Annotated in this window: 14 protein-coding genes; 9 read left to right on the forward strand and 5 right to left on the reverse strand. The window is 63.9% G+C overall.

Features of this window, described 5'->3' with window-relative positions:
- The first annotated feature begins 2 nt into the window (after positions 1–2).
- The 8 genes from C5F44_RS05740 to draG all read left to right on the forward strand — a co-directional run bounded on the left by C5F44_RS05740 (position 3) and on the right by draG (position 9,928).
- On the forward strand, positions 3–908 hold the full coding sequence (locus C5F44_RS05740) for an FAD:protein FMN transferase (protein ID WP_181318196.1): 906 nt from the start codon (positions 3–5) through the stop codon (positions 906–908).
- An 11-nt stretch (positions 909–919) separates the two neighbouring features.
- The gene (locus tag C5F44_RS05745; protein WP_181318197.1) at positions 920–1,339 is read left to right on the forward strand and encodes a c-type cytochrome; all 420 of its coding nucleotides are present in this window, start codon (positions 920–922) and stop codon (positions 1,337–1,339) included.
- A gap of 195 nt (positions 1,340–1,534) precedes the next feature.
- Complete coding sequence (locus C5F44_RS05750) at positions 1,535–2,635, forward strand: efflux RND transporter periplasmic adaptor subunit (protein ID WP_107672558.1); 1,101 nt, start codon at positions 1,535–1,537, stop codon at positions 2,633–2,635.
- A gap of 10 nt (positions 2,636–2,645) precedes the next feature.
- Complete coding sequence (locus C5F44_RS05755) at positions 2,646–5,723, forward strand: efflux RND transporter permease subunit (RefSeq protein WP_107672559.1); 3,078 nt, start codon at positions 2,646–2,648, stop codon at positions 5,721–5,723.
- A gap of 138 nt (positions 5,724–5,861) precedes the next feature.
- A complete protein-coding gene (locus tag C5F44_RS05760) occupies positions 5,862–6,788 on the forward strand; it encodes an IS1595 family transposase (protein WP_107672697.1) in 927 nt (308 codons plus the stop codon).
- Positions 6,781–8,091: a ParA family protein gene (locus C5F44_RS05765; RefSeq protein WP_107672560.1), complete on the forward strand. Its 1,311-nt coding sequence runs from the start codon at positions 6,781–6,783 to the stop codon at positions 8,089–8,091. The genes C5F44_RS05760 and C5F44_RS05765 overlap by 8 nt, the downstream gene beginning before the upstream one ends.
- 150 nt (positions 8,092–8,241) lie before the next feature.
- Positions 8,242–9,063, forward strand: a complete 822-nt coding sequence (locus tag C5F44_RS05770) for an NAD(+)--dinitrogen-reductase ADP-D-ribosyltransferase (protein WP_107672698.1) — start codon at positions 8,242–8,244, stop codon at positions 9,061–9,063.
- Positions 9,056–9,928 (forward strand): ADP-ribosyl-[dinitrogen reductase] hydrolase, encoded by an 873-nt coding sequence (gene draG, locus C5F44_RS05775; protein ID WP_107672561.1) that lies wholly within the window; start codon positions 9,056–9,058, stop codon positions 9,926–9,928. Before C5F44_RS05770 ends, draG begins: the two co-directional genes overlap by 8 nt.
- Here draG and C5F44_RS18120 read toward each other — a convergent pair.
- The 5 genes from C5F44_RS18120 to C5F44_RS05800 form a co-directional block, all read right to left on the reverse strand.
- On the reverse strand, positions 9,925–11,145 hold the full coding sequence (locus C5F44_RS18120; RefSeq protein WP_107672699.1) for a cyclin-dependent kinase inhibitor 3 family protein: 1,221 nt from the start codon (positions 11,143–11,145) through the stop codon (positions 9,925–9,927). The genes draG and C5F44_RS18120 overlap by 4 nt on opposite strands.
- Positions 11,146–11,211: 66 nt before the next feature.
- Positions 11,212–12,447 carry a saccharopine dehydrogenase family protein gene (locus C5F44_RS05785; RefSeq protein ID WP_107672562.1) on the reverse strand — a complete coding sequence of 412 codons (1,236 nt, stop codon included), beginning with the start codon at positions 12,445–12,447 and terminating at the stop codon, positions 11,212–11,214.
- A gap of 32 nt (positions 12,448–12,479) precedes the next feature.
- The gene (locus tag C5F44_RS05790; RefSeq protein ID WP_107672563.1) at positions 12,480–13,574 is read right to left on the reverse strand and encodes a carboxynorspermidine decarboxylase; all 1,095 of its coding nucleotides are present in this window, start codon (positions 13,572–13,574) and stop codon (positions 12,480–12,482) included.
- A 203-nt stretch (positions 13,575–13,777) separates the two neighbouring features.
- Positions 13,778–14,530 (reverse strand): hypothetical protein, encoded by a 753-nt coding sequence (locus C5F44_RS05795; protein WP_412917529.1) that lies wholly within the window; start codon positions 14,528–14,530, stop codon positions 13,778–13,780.
- On the reverse strand, positions 14,454–14,744 hold the full coding sequence (locus C5F44_RS05800; RefSeq protein WP_107672565.1) for a hypothetical protein: 291 nt from the start codon (positions 14,742–14,744) through the stop codon (positions 14,454–14,456). The genes C5F44_RS05795 and C5F44_RS05800 overlap by 77 nt, the downstream gene beginning before the upstream one ends.
- Positions 14,745–15,035: 291 nt before the next feature.
- Here C5F44_RS05800 and C5F44_RS05805 point away from each other — a divergent pair, with 291 nt between their 5' ends.
- Positions 15,036–16,943: a Hint domain-containing protein gene (locus C5F44_RS05805; RefSeq protein ID WP_107672566.1), complete on the forward strand. Its 1,908-nt coding sequence runs from the start codon at positions 15,036–15,038 to the stop codon at positions 16,941–16,943.
- Positions 16,944–16,987: the final 44 nt, after the last annotated feature.

Here is a 16,987-nt window from a genome sequence, read left to right on the forward strand (position 1 = left end):
CCATGCTGAACCGCCGCCGCTTTCTGGCGATCTCTGCCGCGCTTCTGGCCCCTGCCGCCGCCGCGGCACAGCCGCTGCATGTCGAAACCGGGCAGGCGCTGGGCGCGCGGGTCACGCTGCGGCTGGCCCATCCCGATGCCCCGGCCATTGCCGCCCGCGCCATGGCCGAAATCGACCGGCTTGAAACCATTTTCAGCCTGTATCGCACCGACTCCGCGCTGTGCCGGCTCAACCGTCAGGGCCATCTTGATGACCCGCCGTTCGAACTGCTGGAATGTCTGTCGCTGGCCGGGGCCGTGCAGGCCGCCAGCGGCGGCCTGTTCGACCCGACGGTGCAGCCGCTCTGGGCGCTTCATGCCGAAGCCGCGGCGCGGGGCCGGCTTCCCGATCCCGCGGAACGGCAGGCCGCCCTGGCCCGGACCGGCTGGTCGCATCTGCGGCTGGACGCCAGCCGCATCACCCACGGCCCCGGCCGCGCGCTGACGCTGAACGGCATCGCGCAGGGCTACATCGCCGACCGCGTTGCCGCCTTTCTGGCCGCTGCTGGGCTGGATGACATCCTGATCGACACCGGCGAGCTGCGCGCGCTGGGCGGCCACCCCGATGGCGGCGCCTGGCCGGTGCATCTGGCGCAGGGCGGGCAGGTCGCGTTGCGCAGCCGCGCGCTGGCCACCTCGGCCCCGCTGGGCACCACCTTTGATCAGGCCGGGCGCATCGGCCATATCCTTGATCCGCACAGCGGCCTGCCGGGGCCGGCGGTCTTTCGCGCTGTCAGCATCTCGGCCCCCTCGGCGGCGCTGGCCGATGCCCTGTCCACCGCCGCCTGCCTGATGAAAGTCAAGGATCAGGTCGCCGCGCTTTGCGATGCTTTCCCCGGAGCAAAACCCGAATCTGCCATACCTGTCTGAAAGACCTTCTCATGATCCGCGCCCTGACCGCCACCGCCACCGCCACCGCCCTTGCCCTGTCGCTGACCGCCCCCGCCTTCGCGGGCGATGCCGCCAAGGGCGAGGCCGATTTCAAGAAATGCAAATCCTGTCACTCGATCGTCGGCGCCGATGGCACCGACATCGTGAAGGGGGGCAAGACCGGCCCCAACCTGTTCGGCGTGGTCGGGCGCCCGGTCGGGTCTTTCCCCGATTTCAAGTATGGCGACAGCATCCTTGCCGCCAACGCCGCCGGTCTGGTCTGGGACGAAGCCGCGCTGACCGCCTACCTTGCCGACCCCAGCGCCTGGCTCAAGGCCGCAACCGGCGATGACAGCGCCAAGTCGAAGATGACCTTCAAGCTGACCAAGGGCGGCGAAGACATGGCCGCCTATCTGGCCACGCTGAAATAGGTCACACCGCCCCCTTGCCGGTGCCGCTCAACCCGGCGCTGCATTGCAAGACCGTTGACGATGGGGCACAACGCATCCCCAATGCACCGGCAAAAGGTGCATTGGGAGTTGACGTTCCGGCAAAGCCGTTCCAACTCCGCACGAAAGGCCTGCCCTTCGGCCGGCATTCTGGAACTGCTTTGCTGGAGTAAACCGATGTTCAAGCGCCTGATCATTGCGATCATCCTTCTTGGCCTGATCGTGGGCGGGATCGTCTGGTTCAAGTTCTTCCGCGACGGCATGATCGCCCAGTATATCACCGGGCAGGTGCCGCCGCCGGTTCCGGTCAGCGCCGAAACCGTCGAAGCCGTGACATGGGAGCCGGGCATTGATGCCGTCGGCACCTCGGTCTCGGCGCAGGGCGTGGATCTGGCCATCGAATCCGGCGGTCTGGTGCGCGAGATCCTGTTTGCCGGCAACGACAGCATCACCAAGGGCCAGAAGCTGGTCCAGATCGACGATGACAGCGAAAAGGCCTCGCTCGCCGCCGCACAGGCCGCGCTGACCGTCGCCATCGCCGAGGCCAAGCGTGCCAATACCCTGTCGGAACGCGGCGTCGGCGCCGTGACCACCGTCGAAAGCGCCGAAGCACAGGTGGAAAGCGCCCGCGCGCAGGTGGCGCAGGTGCAGACCTCGCTGGACAGCAAGCAGTTGACCGCCCCCTTCGCCGGCGAAATCGGCATCCCCCAGATCGAGGTGGGTCAGTATGTGACGGTCGGCACCATCTACGCCACCTTGCAGGATCTCAGCCGGATGCGCGTCGATTTCGCGGTGCCCGAACAGCAGATCGCCAACCTCAAGCTGGGCGGCGCCGTCACCGTCACCTCGGAAGTGGGCGATTTCAGCGCCGGCGGCACGATCATCGCCGTCGAACCGCGGGTCGATCCGAATTCGCGCCTCGTCTCGGTGCGGGCCGAGGTGGAAAACACCAAGGGCCGCCTGTTCCCCGGCCAGTTCCTGCGCGTGCGCATCGCCCTGCCGAAAGAGGAAGGCGTGATCGCGGTGCCGCAAACCGCCGTCAGCTCCACCCTCTATGGCGATTCCCTCTACGTCATCCGCCCCGGCGAGGCCGCCGATGAGCTGAAGGTCGAACAGGTGTTCGTCACCCTCGGCCGCCGCTCCGGTGGCCGGATCGAGGTGGTCAAGGGGCTGGCCGCCGGCGATCAGATCGTCACCTCCGGGCAGAACCGCCTGACACCGGGCTCCAAGGTCAAGATCGACAATTCGGTCGCGCTTGACGCCCCCGCAGGCGAATAAGGGCAAGCCGATGAACTTTTCAGAAATCTTCATCCGCCGCCCGGTCCTGTCCACCGTCGTGGCCGCGCTGATCCTGTTCCTTGGCCTTGCCTCGGTGCTGAACCTGCCGGTGCGGCAATACCCCGAAGTCGATGAGACGGTGGTCACCATCACCACCGTCTATCCGGGTGCCGCGCCCGAACTGATCCAGGGCTTCATCACCTCGCCCATCGCCTCGGCCGTCTCGACGACCGAGAACATCGACTATGTGACCAGCGCCTCGCGCCCCTCGGCCTCGGTCGTGACGGTGCAGATGAAGCTGGGCGCCAACCCCGACATCGCCCTGACCGAGGTGATGTCGAAGGTGCAGCAGGTGCGCGGCGAACTGCCGTCCGACGCGGAAGACCCGGTGATCGTTAAGGGCACCGGCCAGACCTTCGCGCTGATGTATCTGGCGGTGCAGAACCCCAACATGACGCCCGAACAACTGACCGAATACCTTGAGCGGGTGGTCCGGCCGCGGGTGACCAACATCGACGGCGTGGCCCAGATGGAAATCATGGGCGCCGCCGAATATGCCATGCGCATCTGGCTGGACCCGCTGCAGATGTCGGCGCGCGGCGTGACCGCCACCGATGTTCTGGGCGCGATCCGGGCCTCGAACTTCCTGTCGGCGCCGGGCAAGACCGAAAACGAATACTTCGCCTATTCGCTGACGCTCGATTCCACCGTTCAGTCGGCCGAGGCCTTCGGCGCCCTGCCGCTGGTGCAGGGGGCCAACGGCACCGTGCGGCTGCGCGACGTGGCCCGCATCGAACTGGCCTCCGGCTCGACCGATGCGATCGTCACCTTTTCCGGCGAACCGGGCACCTTCATCGGCATCATCCCCGCGCCGGGCGAAAACCAGCTTGACGTGGCCGCCAACGTGTTGGCCGAACTGCCGCGCCTGAACGACACGCTGCCGCAGGGCATGACCATCACCATGGTCTATGACTCCACCGAAACCATCGCCGCCTCGATCTCCGAGGTGTTCAAGACCATCGCCGAGGCCGTGGTCATCGTGGTCGTGGTGATCCTGCTGTTCCTTGGCTCGTTCCGCTCGGTCGTGATGCCGGTGGTGACGATCCCGCTGTCGCTGGTGGGCGTCTGCTCCATCATGCTGGCATTGGGCTATTCCATCAACCTGCTGACGCTGCTGGCCATGGTGCTGGCCATCGGTCTGGTGGTGGACGACGCCATCGTCGTGGTCGAGAACATCCACCGCCACATCGACGAAGGCCAGAAGCCCGCCCGTGCCGCGATCAACGGCATGAAGGAAATTACCGGCCCCGTCATCGCCATGACCATCACGCTGGCCGCCGTGCTGGCGCCGCTGGCCTTTACCGGCGGCCTGACCGGATCGCTGTTCACCGAATTCGCGCTGACGCTGGCCGGGTCGGTCATCATCTCGGGCATCGTGGCGCTGACGATCACCCCCACCATGTCGGCCCGCCTGCTGACGCATGATGCGCCGGGGCGGTTCCAGTCCACGGTCGACCGGGTGCTGACCGGGGTGGCGAACTGGTATGAACGGCGGGTGTCCTCGTCGCTCGACTATCGGCCGGTCACGCTGCTGATGGTGCTGTCGCTGGTGGGCGCGACCGGGTTCATGTTCCTGAACACCTCGTCCGAACTTGCGCCCGAGGAAGATCAGGGGGCCCTGTTCGCCATCCTGAACGGCCCGCGCTACGCGACGCTGGAATATACCGATGCCTTCACCGCCGAAATCGGCAAGCGCACCGCCGACATCCCCGAGGTGCAGACCTCGTTCTCGGTGGCGGGCATGGGCGGGGCCTCGAACACCGGCTTCTACATCTGGGCGCTCAAGGACTGGGCCGAACGCAGCCGCAGCCAGTCGGAAATCCAGGGCCAGATCCAGGGCATCCTGAACGATACCCCCGGTCTGCAAAGCTATGTCTTCGCACCGCCCTCGCTGCCCGGTGCCGGCGGCGGCCTGCCGATCTCGATGATCATCCAGTCGATCCACTCGCCCGACCGCGTGTTCGAGATCGCCGAAGAAATCCGCAACAAGGCCATGGCCAGCGGCATGTTCATCGTGGTGCAGAACAGCCTGGCCTTCGACGCGCCGCAGGTCCGCATCACCATCGACCGTGACCGCGCGGCCGAATTGGGCGTCAGCGTGTCCGAGATCGGCAACACGCTGGGCATCCTGGTCGGCGGCGGCGCGGTGGCGCAGTTCGACCGCGATTCCAACAGCTATGACGTGATCACCCAGGTGCCGCGCGAATGGCGCGACAACCCCGAACGGCTGGGCGAATTCTTCGTCCGCTCCAGCTCGGGCGCGATGCTGCCGCTGTCTTCGGTGGTCAAGCTTGATCCGGGCATCACCGCCGCCTCGATCGAACAGTTCAACCAGTTGAACTCGACCACGCTGTCGGCCATGCCGATGATCGGCCTGTCCACCAGCGTTGCCCTGGCCGAGCTGGAGCGGATCGCAGACGAAGTTCTGCCCGACGGGTTCTTCGTCGATTACTCGGGCCAGTCGCGGCTGGAAAAGACCGAAGGCAACACCATCCTGCTGGCCTTCGGGGCGGCTCTGGTGGTGATCTACCTTGTCCTTGCCGCGCAGTTCGAAAGTTTCCGCGATCCGTTCATCATCATGATGTCGGTGCCGCTGTCGATCTTCGGCGCCATGCTGCCGCTGTATCTGGGGGCCAGCACGCTGAACATCTACACGCAGGTCGGCCTGATCACCCTGATCGGCCTGATCACCAAGCACGGCATCCTGATGGTGGAATTCGCCAACCAGCAACGAGAGGAGCACGGCCTGTCGCGCCGCGCCGCCATCGTGGCCGCTGCGAAAACCCGTCTGCGCCCGATCCTGATGACCACCGCCGCCATGGCCCTTGCCGTGGTGCCGCTGATCATCGCCGAAGGCGCCGGCGCCGCCGCCCGTCAGGCCATGGGTCTGGTCATCTTCACCGGGCTGGTGATCGGGACGGTGTTCACCCTGTTTGTGGTGCCGATGTTCTACACGCTGATCTCGCGCAGCGATGCGTCGTTCGAAGGCCACCGCAAGGACGTGGAAAAGACCTTCAGCCCGGTCTGATCCGGCCCTTCAGGGCCGCAGGGCAGAAAGACAGGCGGGGCGGATGATCTTCATCCGCCCTTTCCTTTTGGAGCCAATAAACCTAGCTAGCCAAAAATTTCTTGACCAGTGGTGCGGAAGTGGCTAGCTAAATTCATGATCAACAAACCTGAAATCGTCAACCTGTATCAATTTTCCAAACGGTTCCCCGATGAGGAAGCCGCAAGGAAGTATTTTGAGAACAATCGCTGGGCTGGCGATGTCTCCTGCCCACATTGCGGCAGCTTTTCGGTTGCCGGGGTCAAGAACCACAAGCCGATGCCCTACCGCTGCCGGGACTGCCGCCAGCATTTCAGCGTCCGCACTGGCACGGTTCTGGCAGAATCACGCCTTCCGCTGCACAAATGGCTCATGGCGATTTACATGATGACCGCGGCGCACAACGACATCCCTGCCACGCAGATGGCTCGCGAACTCGGCATTACGCAGAAGTCGGCATGGTTCCTTGCTCAGCGTATCCGCGAAACGTGGTTGGCCGGCCAAGGCAGTGGCATGGGCGATCATGTGCAGGTTGATGAAACCTATGTAGGTGGTCGTGAGAAGAACAAGCACGCGGACACGAAGTTGCGCGCCGGTTGCGGATCGGTTGGCAAGACCGTCGTTGCCGGCATCCGCTCCGAAACTGACGTGGTTCGCACTGTGGGGGGGCATGACACCAATGCCGCTACGCTGGGGCCGTTAGTTCGGGCTAAGGATAACACCAGCGCGATGGTCGTTGCGGACACTCACCGCGGCTATGTCGGACTTCCAGCAGCAGGCCTCAACCATATCCGCATCAATCGCTCACATTGCGAGTATGTCCGCGACATAGCCCACACCAACGGCACTGAAAGCTTCTGGTCGTTGCTGAAGCGCGGCTATGTTGGCATCTATCACTGCGTGAGTGTGAGGCATCTGCATTGCTACGCCAACGAATATTTATTCCGCCACAACACTGCGAAAGCAGGCGCAATGGCATTCATCGAAAGGACGCTGTGCCGGTCGGTAGGTAAGCGGCTAACCTACAATGGTGTGATCCATGTCTGACGACAAGAGGGTGATCAAGCCGATCGACGCGGAGTTTGATGCAGTCGCCAAGGCGATGGTGAAAAATCTGACTGATGTTCCTCCGGCCCATTCGAAAGATACTGTGGCACTGGAAAGGCTAGAAACTCAATCTAGCGGTCGGATTACCTCCCGTGGCACGGCAGCGGCCAATACTCATATTCGTAGCTCAACATCCTCCGGGAGAATTTCAGTGGCCAAGGTAATCTCGCTCTTCAATCACAAAGGTGGCGTCAGCAAGACCACTACAGCCTTCCACCTTGGCTGGAAACTGGCCCGACTGGGAAAGAGAGTTCTGATTGTGGATGCCGATCCGCAATGCAACCTAACTGGCTTAACTTTGGGCATAGAGGATTACGATTCGCTGTTCGCTTTTTACGAAAGCAAGCAGAACACAGACATTTTCAGCAGTCTTGCCCCGGTGTTCGCCTTGGGTGGTGATACGGTATCTTCTCAGGGGGAGAAAACGCCGATTGCCAAAACCAACAATCCGAACCTGTTTATTCTTGCTGGAAACATACGGTTTTCTGAGATAGACACTCAAATCGCGACAGCTTTAACTAGCAGCGCGACAATTCCTATTCTCCGCCGCTTTGTAAGTGCCTTTAGCGAATTGATACGTAGGGTTGCAAAAGATAACGACATTGATATAGTTTTGGTCGACATGAGTCCAAGCGTTTCGGCCACAAATCACTGTATCCTGATGAGTTCAGACTACTTTATAATCCCAATTTCGCCAGACTTCTTCTGCTATCAGGCCATAGATTCGCTTAGCAACGTTTTTCCGCGCTGGGTTGAGGAAATCGCGAGCTTCAAAGATGGTGGCGCGGATTCTCTTCCTGCAAATAATCCAAAGATGCTTGGTTATATTTCTCAGAACTACCGAATTTACACCGTAGAAGATAAAGTGGAAACGCCAGATCAAAAGCAAATGTCGAAAGCTTATCTTGATTGGCTGTTAAAGATAAAAGACCTCGTATCAGGAAAGCTTGTCCCGGTGCTAGAAAGTAGAGGTATGATTGTTGGGGAGGAGAAGTTCCGGGATGCAGTTGGTTACGATGAACCTTATCACCTAGCGGGCGTTCAAAACTTCAGCGGCTTAATACCAGTATCTCAAAAGCTTTCGAAGCCTATCTTTGAGCTGACGTCGTCTGACGGCCAATGGACAGGCGCGCGCTGGGTCCGAAAGGATGCCAAGGGTAAGGAGCATGGGATCAAAGTGAACATAGAAGAGGCCAACATGGTCTACACTCGCCTCGCAGAAGCTATCATCGCTATGGCATAAGCCGTGGCGTGGCTTGGCTAGAGGTCCCTTTCCTTTTGCCGTAGCGCGCCGCAACGCCCCGCGACGGCACGCCACGATGCCGGCCCGCGCCCGCCGTGGTCTAATCCGCCGCACCAACCCTGCGGCCAAAGGCCCGACATGCCCGCCACGATGCCAGATCCCCCGGCCCGCGCCTGGCGCGGCATCGGCCATTCGACCAATCTGGTCGGTCGGTGCTCGGCCTGGCTGGCCAGTTGCGGTTTCAACGATGCGCCGGTGCCGCTGCACATCTGGGGTGTGCGGGAAATGAACCCCAGCCTGTTCACCATGCTTGATCAGGCCGAAACCCTGCCCGAAGCGGGCGGGGCGTTCCTTTCCTATCTGACCGCCATGTTCGGCCTTGATCCCGAACAGCGCGCCCCCGCCCCCGCCGGGTGCCGCCGCTTCCGGTCCTCTGTCCTGCGGCTGATCCAGGGCTGGGGGTTTGACAGCAACGGGGCAGAAGGCGCCGTGTTGAAAGGCTGGGTCGAAAGCCGCTTCGGCATCTGCCCCTCGTTCCACCGCCAGATTATCGACCACATCGCCAGCCCCGCCTGGGCCACCTATGTGGAAGAAAAGATGTCCAGCCGCTTTCACAACAACACCATCTGGGTGCAGCTCGACCTGCTGTTCGAATTCTGCCAATGGGCCATCGCCCGCTTCGCCTTTCCGGGCGAAACCCACCTTACGCTGTATCGGGGCATCAATGCGCTTGACGAACACCGCATCCTTGAACGGCAGGGCCGCACCGCCGTGCTGCGGCTGAACAATCTGGTCTCCTTCACCTCTGACCGCGAGGTGGCCGATTGTTTCGGGGACCAGATCCTTGCCGCCCGCGTGCCGCTGCCCAAGGTGCTGTTCTTCAACGGCCTCCTGCCCTCGCGTCTTTTGCAGGGCGAGGGCGAGTTTCTGGTGATCGGCGGCGAATTCCGGGTGGCCCTCGATCATGTCTGATCCCGCCGACCGCGCCCTTGCCGCCTATCTTGGCTTCGCCATCGGTGATGCCCTGGGTGCCACCGTCGAATTCATGACACGGGGCGAAATCTCCGCCAAACATGGCGTTCACCGCGACATCACCGGCGGCGGCTGGCTGAATCTGCCGCCGGGCGTTGTGACCGATGACACCCAGATGTCGCTGGCGCTTGGCCGGTCCCTCCTGCGCTGCGGCGGGCTGGATGCCGCCGATCTCTGCACCGAATTTGCCGCCTGGCTGCAAACCGGCCCCGCCGATGTGGGCAACACCTGCCGCCGTGGCATCCGCCGCTTTCTGCGCGACGGCAGCACCGAAGGCCCGCCGTCCGAGGGCGATGCCGGCAATGGCGCCGCGATGCGCGTGCTGCCGGTGGCGCTGGCCACGCTGGGTGCCCCCGACCGTGCCCGCGACTGGACGCTGGCGCAGGCCCGCACCACCCACCACCACCCGCTGTCCGATGACGCCTGCCTGGCGCTGGTCGCCATGGTGCAGGCGCTGGTGCAGGGGCAGGGCCGCCCCGCCGCGCAGGCGCTGGCCGAGGCGCTGGCCGCCCGCCACCGCGCCTTTCGCCTTGTGCCCTATCCGGGCCGGGCCTCGGGCTATATCGTCGATACGATGCAGACCGTGCTGCACCATTACCTGACGGCCGGCAGCTTTGCGGAAACCCTGATCCAGACCGTCAACCAGGGCGGCGATGCCGATACCACCGGCGCGCTGGCCGGGATGCTGGCCGGCGCCACCTGGGGTCTGCAGGCCATTCCCGACGCCTGGCTTGCCGCGCTTGACCCCGCGGTCGGCGCCGAAATCCGCGCCCAGGTGCCGCGCCTGCTGGCGCTGGCCGGCTAACCCGCCTGCCGCGCCATATCGGCCTGCCGCGCGACCAGCCGGTCCGCCAGCTCGCTGCGCCCGCCCGCCCCGGCCACCGCGCGGCGGATCGCGTCCTCGGGCAGCCGCGTCACCACCGCAATCGCGGCCCGCACCGCCTCGGGCGTCATGTCGCCGAACAGCGCCGCCGCCTGCGGATTGTCCGGGTCGTGCCGCAGCCGGTCGATCTCGGACACGCTGTCGCCAAAGGCGCGGCCCTTCGGATCGCCCTGCGCGCGGAACTCCAGCGCGCCGCCCAGATCCAGCGTTGTCACCACGCCCGCCACCACGCCCTGATTGTCGCCGCCAAACCCCGCCGCATCCCAGTTCGCCAGCCAGGCATGGACCCCCAGCCAGCCCTGCGCCTGCCGCCGCTCGGCTTCGGAAAACTGCGCGATATGGCGCTTGTCCAGCGGGACGAACACCGTGGCCACCTCGCAGGGATCGCGCGTCGCCACATAGGTCAGCACCGGCGCCCCCGCCAGCCGGTAGAGCCGCGCCGCAATCCGTTCGTTGCGCGCCAGCGCCGCCGTTTCCACCTGCTTGACGTAATAGCGCTGCCCCGCTGCATCCTGGAACACGCCGCCCGGCGTGCTGCCCAGCCGCGCGCCCACCCGGTGCAGCGCCGCCGTGTCCAGCACCCTGTCGTCCAGCGCCACCGTCCGCCGCACCAGCGCCAGTTGCGCCGGCGTTTCAATCGCGCCGGGCCGCGCCTTGCGCACCAGGCGGATCGCCTCGCCCGGCTCCATCCCCAGTTCGGCCAGCAGCCGCGCCGCCGTCATACCGGCCCGGCCCAGCCCACCCCGGCAATGCAGCACCACATCTGCCCCGCCTCGCAGCAGCGCGCGGATTTCGGGGCCGTGCTGCGCCCAGTCGGCCTCGAACCCCTCGGTCGGCACCGAATAATCGGCCACCGGCAGATGCCGCCAGTCCATCCCGCGCTGCCGCACCCCTGCGCCCAGATCGGGCACCCGCAGCGCCACCAGCTCGGCCGGTTCCACCAGCGTCAGCACCAGCCGCGCACCCCAGGCGGCGATCGCATCCAGATCGGCCGCCAGATCGCGCGCCCAGGCCCCGCTGGCCGCCGCCAGATCGTGCTTGCCCGGACAGAAGGTGATGCCGATCCGCCCCATTTCCGGGGCGGCCCGCACCTCGGCAATTTGCAGCGGATGGGTCTGGCTGGTGCGGGGGGCGGCCATGCTGTCGTCCTGCAAGGGGTTTCCCCGCAGCCTAGCGCAAGCCCCCGCCCGCCGCCATGCCGCCGGTCAGAACGCCAGCGGCCGGTCCCCCGCCGCGTCATGAATCCGGCTGGGCAGGCCCATGCCGTTCAGCAGGGTGATGAAGGGGCGGGGGTCCAGCTCCTCGACATTGACCATCGTGCCCACGTCCCACACGCCTTCGGCAATCAGCAGCGCCGCCACCACCGGCGGCACGCCCGCCGTATAGGAAATGCCCTGCGCCCCGGTTTCCGCATAGGCCTCGGCATGATCGGCCACGTTGTAGATCGTCAGCTCCACCGGCTTGCCGTCCTTCACGCCCCGCACCACGTCGGCGATGCAGGTCTTGCCGGTATAGGTGGGCGCCAGGCTGGCCGGGTCGGGCAGCACCGCCTTGACCACCTTCAACGGCACCACTTCCTGCCCCTCGGCCGTCATCACCGGCTTTTCGCTCAGCAGGCCAAGGTTCTTCAGCACCGTGAACACGTTGATGTAATGGTCGCCGAACCCCATCCAGAACCGCACATCCGCCTGCGGATAGCGGGCCGACAGCGAATGCACCTCGTCATGCCCGGTCAGATAGGCCTTCTGGTCGCCCACCACCGGCAGCGTCCAGGTCTGGCCCACCTCGAACATGCTGTTCGACTGCCAGCCGCCGTTCTGCCAGCTATAGACCGTGCCGGTGAATTCGCGGAAGTTGATCTCGGGGTCGAAGTTGGTGGCGAAATACCGCCCGTGCGACCCGGCGTTGATGTCCACGATGTCGATGCTGTCGATCCGGTCCAGCATCCCCTCGGCCACCCGCGCCCAGGCGTTCACCACGCCGGGATCAAAGCCGATGCCCAGGATCGCCGTCACGCCCTTCGCCTTGCAGCGGTCGCGCCGACGCCATTCGTAATTGCCATACCACGGCGGCGTTTCGCACACCTTCGCCGGGTCTTCGTGAATGGCGGTGTCCAGATAGGCCGCCCCGGTCTCGATGCAGGCTTCCAGCACCGTCATGTTCACGAAGGCGCTGCCGACGTTGATCACGATCTGGCAGCCGGTCTGCCGGATCAGATGCGCCACGGCGCCGGTGTCCATCGCATCCACCGCATGGGCCCTGAACACGCCCGGCACCTTCATCGCGCCTTTGTCGATCACGCCCGCGATGATGGCTTCGGCCTTTTCCACCCGGCGGCTGGCAATGTGCAATTCCCCCAGCCGGTCATTCGCCTGCGCGCATTTATGCGCCACGACCTGCGCCACGCCGCCTGCACCAATGATCAATACGTTCCGTTTCATCGGAAACCTCCTCGGTTCGGGGGAAGGGGGGATCAGCCCAGCGAATCCCGGTAATCGGCATAGCCGAACTCGCGCGCGACGGTCAGGCTGCCATCCGCTTCGCGGATCACGATCGACGGCATCTTCACGCCGTTGAACCAGTTCTTCTTGACCATCGTATAGCCCGCCGCATCGGCGATGCTCAGCCGGTCGCCCACCGACAGCGGGTTTACGAACGAAAATTCGCCAAACACATCGCCCGCCAGACAGGACTTGCCGCACACCATATAGGGATAGGGGCCGTCCGTCTCCATCTTGCCGGGCTGGCGATAGATCAGCAGGTCCAGCATATGCGCTTCCACGCTGGAATCGACAATCGCCAGATCCTTGCCGTTGTTCAGGATGTCCAGCACCGTCACCTCAAGGCTGGCCGCCCCGGTGATCGCCGCCTCGCCCGGCTCCAGATAGACCTGCACCCCGAAACGGTCCTGAAACGCCTTCAGCCGCGCCGCCAGCTTTTGCACCGGATAGCCGTCGCCGGTGAAATGGATGCCGCCACCAAGGCTTACCCATTTCAGCCGCTTCAGCAGGCCGCCGAACTCTTCCTCGATCCGGGCAAGCTGCCGGTCGAACAGATCGAAATCAGCATTTTCGCAGTTGTAATGGATCATGAAGCCGGAAATCCGGTCCATCACCCGCTCGATCCTGGTCGCGTCCCATTCGCCCAGCCGTGAATACTGCCGCGCCGGATCAGCCAGGTCGAAGCCGCTGGTTGAAAACCGCGGGTTCAGCCGAAGCCCCCGCGCAATCTGCGCCGACTGGTTGTCGAACCGCTCCATCTGGCTGATCGAGTTGAAGATGATCTTGTCGGCATAGCCGACCGCTTCCGCGATCTCATGGTCGGCCCAGCCCACCGAATAGGCATGGGTCTCCAGCCCGAACTTCTCGCGCCCCAGCCGCAGCTCATACAGGCTGGAACTGGTGGTGCCGTCCATGTGCTGCCGCATCTGGTCGAACACGCCCCAAGTGGCAAAGCATTTCAGCGCCAGCAGGCATTTCACGCCCGAGGCCGCGCGCAGCTCGTCCATCACCGCCATGTTGCGGGCCAGCCGCGTGCGGTCGATCAGGTAATAGGGCGTCTGGATCATCGAATCCCCCAGGGGCAGCAAGGGACCAAAAACACGAAGCGCGGTCTCTAAGGCCCCCACCCCCCCTATGCAAGCCCCATGACGGCCGCATGACAGGGGCAGGGGGACAGGCATACGTCAAGCATACGCGAAACATACGCCGCGCAGACGCGATGCAGACGCAGATTTCTGACCGATTTCAGAGCCTTGACCCGTTTCTCGGATCAGATCATGCGAATGGTCTCCTTCCCCACCGCCAGCACATACCCGCGCCGCGCGATGGTCTTGACCAGCAGTTCGGATACCAACTGGTTGCCCAGCGTATCGCGCAGCCGCTTGACCCGCGTCGCCCCTGCCGCCTCGTCGCAATCGGCCTCGGACCGGCCGCTGATCACCGCCTCGATCTGCGCCCCGGTCAGCACCTCGTCATCCATCCGCGCCTCGGCCAGAACGCTCAGGGTTTCCAGCGCGGCCTCGGTCAACTGGAACTCCAGATCGTTGATGTAAACCGCCCGCGCCTCACGCGAAATCATCAGGCTGGCCACCTGGATACCGCTGCGCTGAATGGCCGAAATGCGGCGGTTCAGCACGATGATCGTCACCAGAAACACCAGCGCGGCAATCAGAAGCGCGGTGGAAAACACCAGCAGCACAAAGATCACCATGCGATAGCTGGTCAGCACCTCGGAGAAAGCCGTGCCGGATTGTGCCAGTATTTCCAAAAGCTTGATCTCGGCGCCCGACCGCAGATCGTTGTTTTCCACAAAGATCCGCTCGACCCGCGCGTTGAAGGCATTGGCGTCGGGCAGGTTCAGGAACAGGAACAGCGCCGCCCCGAACAGGATCACGACAATGGCCGCGATGCCAAAGCCGACAACGCGGTTTCCCTGTTTCAGGCTGTCAATAGCGAAGGAAGTAGGCGCCGGCACTGGCTTTCCTTTCGTCCAGACCTTCCGGCCCGAAAGTGGACAGAACATTCAGCAGCGTCCAGCCGTCCCCGGCCAGCCGTGGCGCCAGTTCGCCGGCGGCGGCCTTCGGGCTGCAATTGGCGTCGCTGACCCGCGCCACGCCATAATGCAGTTGCAGCGGGGCATCCTTCTTGGCCTTGTAATCGGCATAGCACTCGGCCGCTGCCGGCCCGGCAAGGGTCAGCGCCAGCAGGGCTGCCGCGGCCAGAATCAGTCTTGTCATGTCTCGCTCCGTGATGGAGGGCCGTCGTCTCCCCCACTCTGCGCGCCCCGCCCCCGATATTCAATAACAGCGCCGCGGATCTGGCGGTTATCTGATAACGCAATGGATTCATTGCCATCCATCTTGCCGCTCTCCGGGGGAATCGGGCGCCTTGGCCCGCGCTCCCTGCGGATAACGGCCCCGGCTCCCAAGGCGTGTTGCGCATCTTGGCGGTCTGTCGGAAGATAAATCTGCGATCAGTGTTTTGTCTTTGTGCTACCCTTATTCAATCACAATGACAGGACGACTGTGATGGCCGTCGAAATTGTTGACCCCGGATCGACCGAACTCATCCATCTTGCCTCGGTCGATGTGAAATTCTCGGGCGCCCATATCGGCGGCGGGATCTATTTCAGCGCCAACCACAACCCCACGCCCGGCGGCACCAACACCGCGATTCCGCAGCGAAGCCTGGACGGCCAGGTCGAGCAGCACGCCACCACGGAATACGATTACACGCTGCCTTTCGGCGGCGCCCCCTGGGACGCCTATCGGGAAGACACCGACAACAACGGAACCCTTGATTACGTCAAGGCAGGCTTCGACATGAGCCTTCACGTCGGCGCCCGCCTTTCCAGCACAGGACAGTTCTATAACGGTCCGGCGGTTCCGCTGCTGATCGCCAACGATCCGAACGATCTGTTCGGAACGGTCACCATCACCGGCTATCCGTCGGCAGCCAATTCGCTGAATGGTTTGGGCGGCGTTCTTCACCAGACGACCGGAACGCTTGCCGCCGGACAGTCGATTTACACAGGCGAAAATGCCTATGTAGAACAGGATGTTGGTGGTGACATCGGGGGTTATTTCACCATTGACGGTGCCGAAGCCCTGGGCGGCATGAGTGGCGGCGGAACCTTTCTGGACTATGATGCCGATGGGGATGGCGTGACGGAAACCTACCTGATCGGCGCGGTCGCCCGGGGCGGCGTTGCGTTTGATGAGAATGGTCAGATCGTCGGGACGTTTGTCCAATCCACCTCGTTCTCGCCGCATTACGCGGACCTGGCCGCCACGATCCAGTCGCTGACCGGTGATGATGCCCGGACGGCGGATGACTTTCCCCGCATGACGCTGCTGTCGGCGCAGACGGCCGGATCAACGCTGACAACCGTGCAGGGCCAGTTCTTCCACGAGGACATCTACGGCGGGGTCAACGACGATGCGCTTTTTGGCGGTGGCGGCGATGACCGGATCTTTGGCGGGGTTGGCGCCGACCTTGTCAGCGGCGGCGCCGGCAATGACACGCTGACAGGTGGCGCCGGCGCAGACTGGTTTGCGGCAGACAGCTTTGCATCGGGCGGGAACGACGTGATCGCCGATTTCGATGGTGCCGGCGGCGATGTGATCGACCTGAGCAGCTATTTCCAGACGCTTGACGATGTCGTCGCCGCCGCGACGGAAACGCCGGATGGTTCGATCCTGATCGCGCTGCCCCCGTCGGCGGGCGGGGGAACCGTGCAGGTGTTGAATACGTCGATTGCCGACCTGAACGCCGTCAATCTTAACGTGATCTGCTTCGCCGCAGGCACCCTTATCCTGACAGCGCAAGGCGAGGTGCCGGTTGAAGATCTGGTTCCGGGGGATGAGATCATCACCCGTTCCGGTGCCTCAAGATGCCTGAAGGCGGTCAATACGCGGGTTCTGGGCGATCTTGAGCTGACGCTTCGCCCGAACCTCTGGCCGGTCGTCATTGCCAGAAACGCCCTTGGCCCCGATGTGCCCAGCCGAAACCTGCGCGTGTCGCCCCAGCACAGGGTTCTTGTGAACAGCAGGATCGCGCATCATATGGGGCATGACGATGTTCTTGTTTCCGCAAAAAGCCTTCTGGGCGTACCGGGCATCACCCAGCCCCGTCCCGAAACTGGCTGCACCTATGTGCACCTGGTCTTTGATCGCCATGAAGTCATCAAGTCGGATGGTTGCTGGAGTGAAAGCCTGTTTCCGGGCGCCCAGGCCTTTCTGAGCCTGCCCCGGTCTGTGCGTGAGGAGTATGAAGAGATCTTCGGAAATCCAGCCGGCCACAGGCCGGCCGCCACGATCTTCAAGGGCCACAAGGCCAGGGCGCTGATCCGCCGCCACCTCCGAAACGGCGTGGCGCTCCAGACAGCGGCCCCGCAAACGGCGCGCTGTCAGGGCCAGGCCGGTGCAAGGGCCTGACCCAAGGGCGGGGCGGATGGCCGGCGCAGGTCTTGGAGGCGGCC

The sequence above is a fragment of the Fuscovulum blasticum DSM 2131 genome, from assembly GCF_003034965.1.
In the GTDB taxonomy this organism is placed as follows: domain Bacteria; phylum Pseudomonadota; class Alphaproteobacteria; order Rhodobacterales; family Rhodobacteraceae; genus Pseudogemmobacter; species Pseudogemmobacter blasticus.

Excerpts from the sequence above, each read along its gene's own strand:
- C5F44_RS05740 (WP_181318196.1), top strand. The coding sequence starts at position 3 with ATGCTGAACCGCCGCCGCTTTCTGGCGATCTCTGCCGCGCTTCTGGCC.
- C5F44_RS05745 (WP_181318197.1), top strand. The coding sequence starts at position 920 with ATGATCCGCGCCCTGACCGCCACCGCCACCGCCACCGCCCTTGCCCTG.
- C5F44_RS05750 (WP_107672558.1), top strand. The coding sequence starts at position 1,535 with ATGTTCAAGCGCCTGATCATTGCGATCATCCTTCTTGGCCTGATCGTG.
- C5F44_RS05755 (WP_107672559.1), top strand. The coding sequence starts at position 2,646 with ATGAACTTTTCAGAAATCTTCATCCGCCGCCCGGTCCTGTCCACCGTC.
- C5F44_RS05765 (WP_107672560.1), top strand. The coding sequence starts at position 6,781 with ATGTCTGACGACAAGAGGGTGATCAAGCCGATCGACGCGGAGTTTGAT.
- C5F44_RS05770 (WP_107672698.1), top strand. The coding sequence starts at position 8,242 with ATGCCAGATCCCCCGGCCCGCGCCTGGCGCGGCATCGGCCATTCGACC.
- draG (WP_107672561.1), top strand. The coding sequence starts at position 9,056 with ATGTCTGATCCCGCCGACCGCGCCCTTGCCGCCTATCTTGGCTTCGCC.
- C5F44_RS18120 (WP_107672699.1), bottom strand. The coding sequence starts at position 11,145 with ATGGCCGCCCCCCGCACCAGCCAGACCCATCCGCTGCAAATTGCCGAG.
- C5F44_RS05785 (WP_107672562.1), bottom strand. The coding sequence starts at position 12,447 with ATGAAACGGAACGTATTGATCATTGGTGCAGGCGGCGTGGCGCAGGTC.
- C5F44_RS05790 (WP_107672563.1), bottom strand. The coding sequence starts at position 13,574 with ATGATCCAGACGCCCTATTACCTGATCGACCGCACGCGGCTGGCCCGC.
- C5F44_RS05795 (WP_412917529.1), bottom strand. The coding sequence starts at position 14,530 with ATGTTCTGTCCACTTTCGGGCCGGAAGGTCTGGACGAAAGGAAAGCCA.
- C5F44_RS05800 (WP_107672565.1), bottom strand. The coding sequence starts at position 14,744 with ATGACAAGACTGATTCTGGCCGCGGCAGCCCTGCTGGCGCTGACCCTT.
- C5F44_RS05805 (WP_107672566.1), top strand. The coding sequence starts at position 15,036 with ATGGCCGTCGAAATTGTTGACCCCGGATCGACCGAACTCATCCATCTT.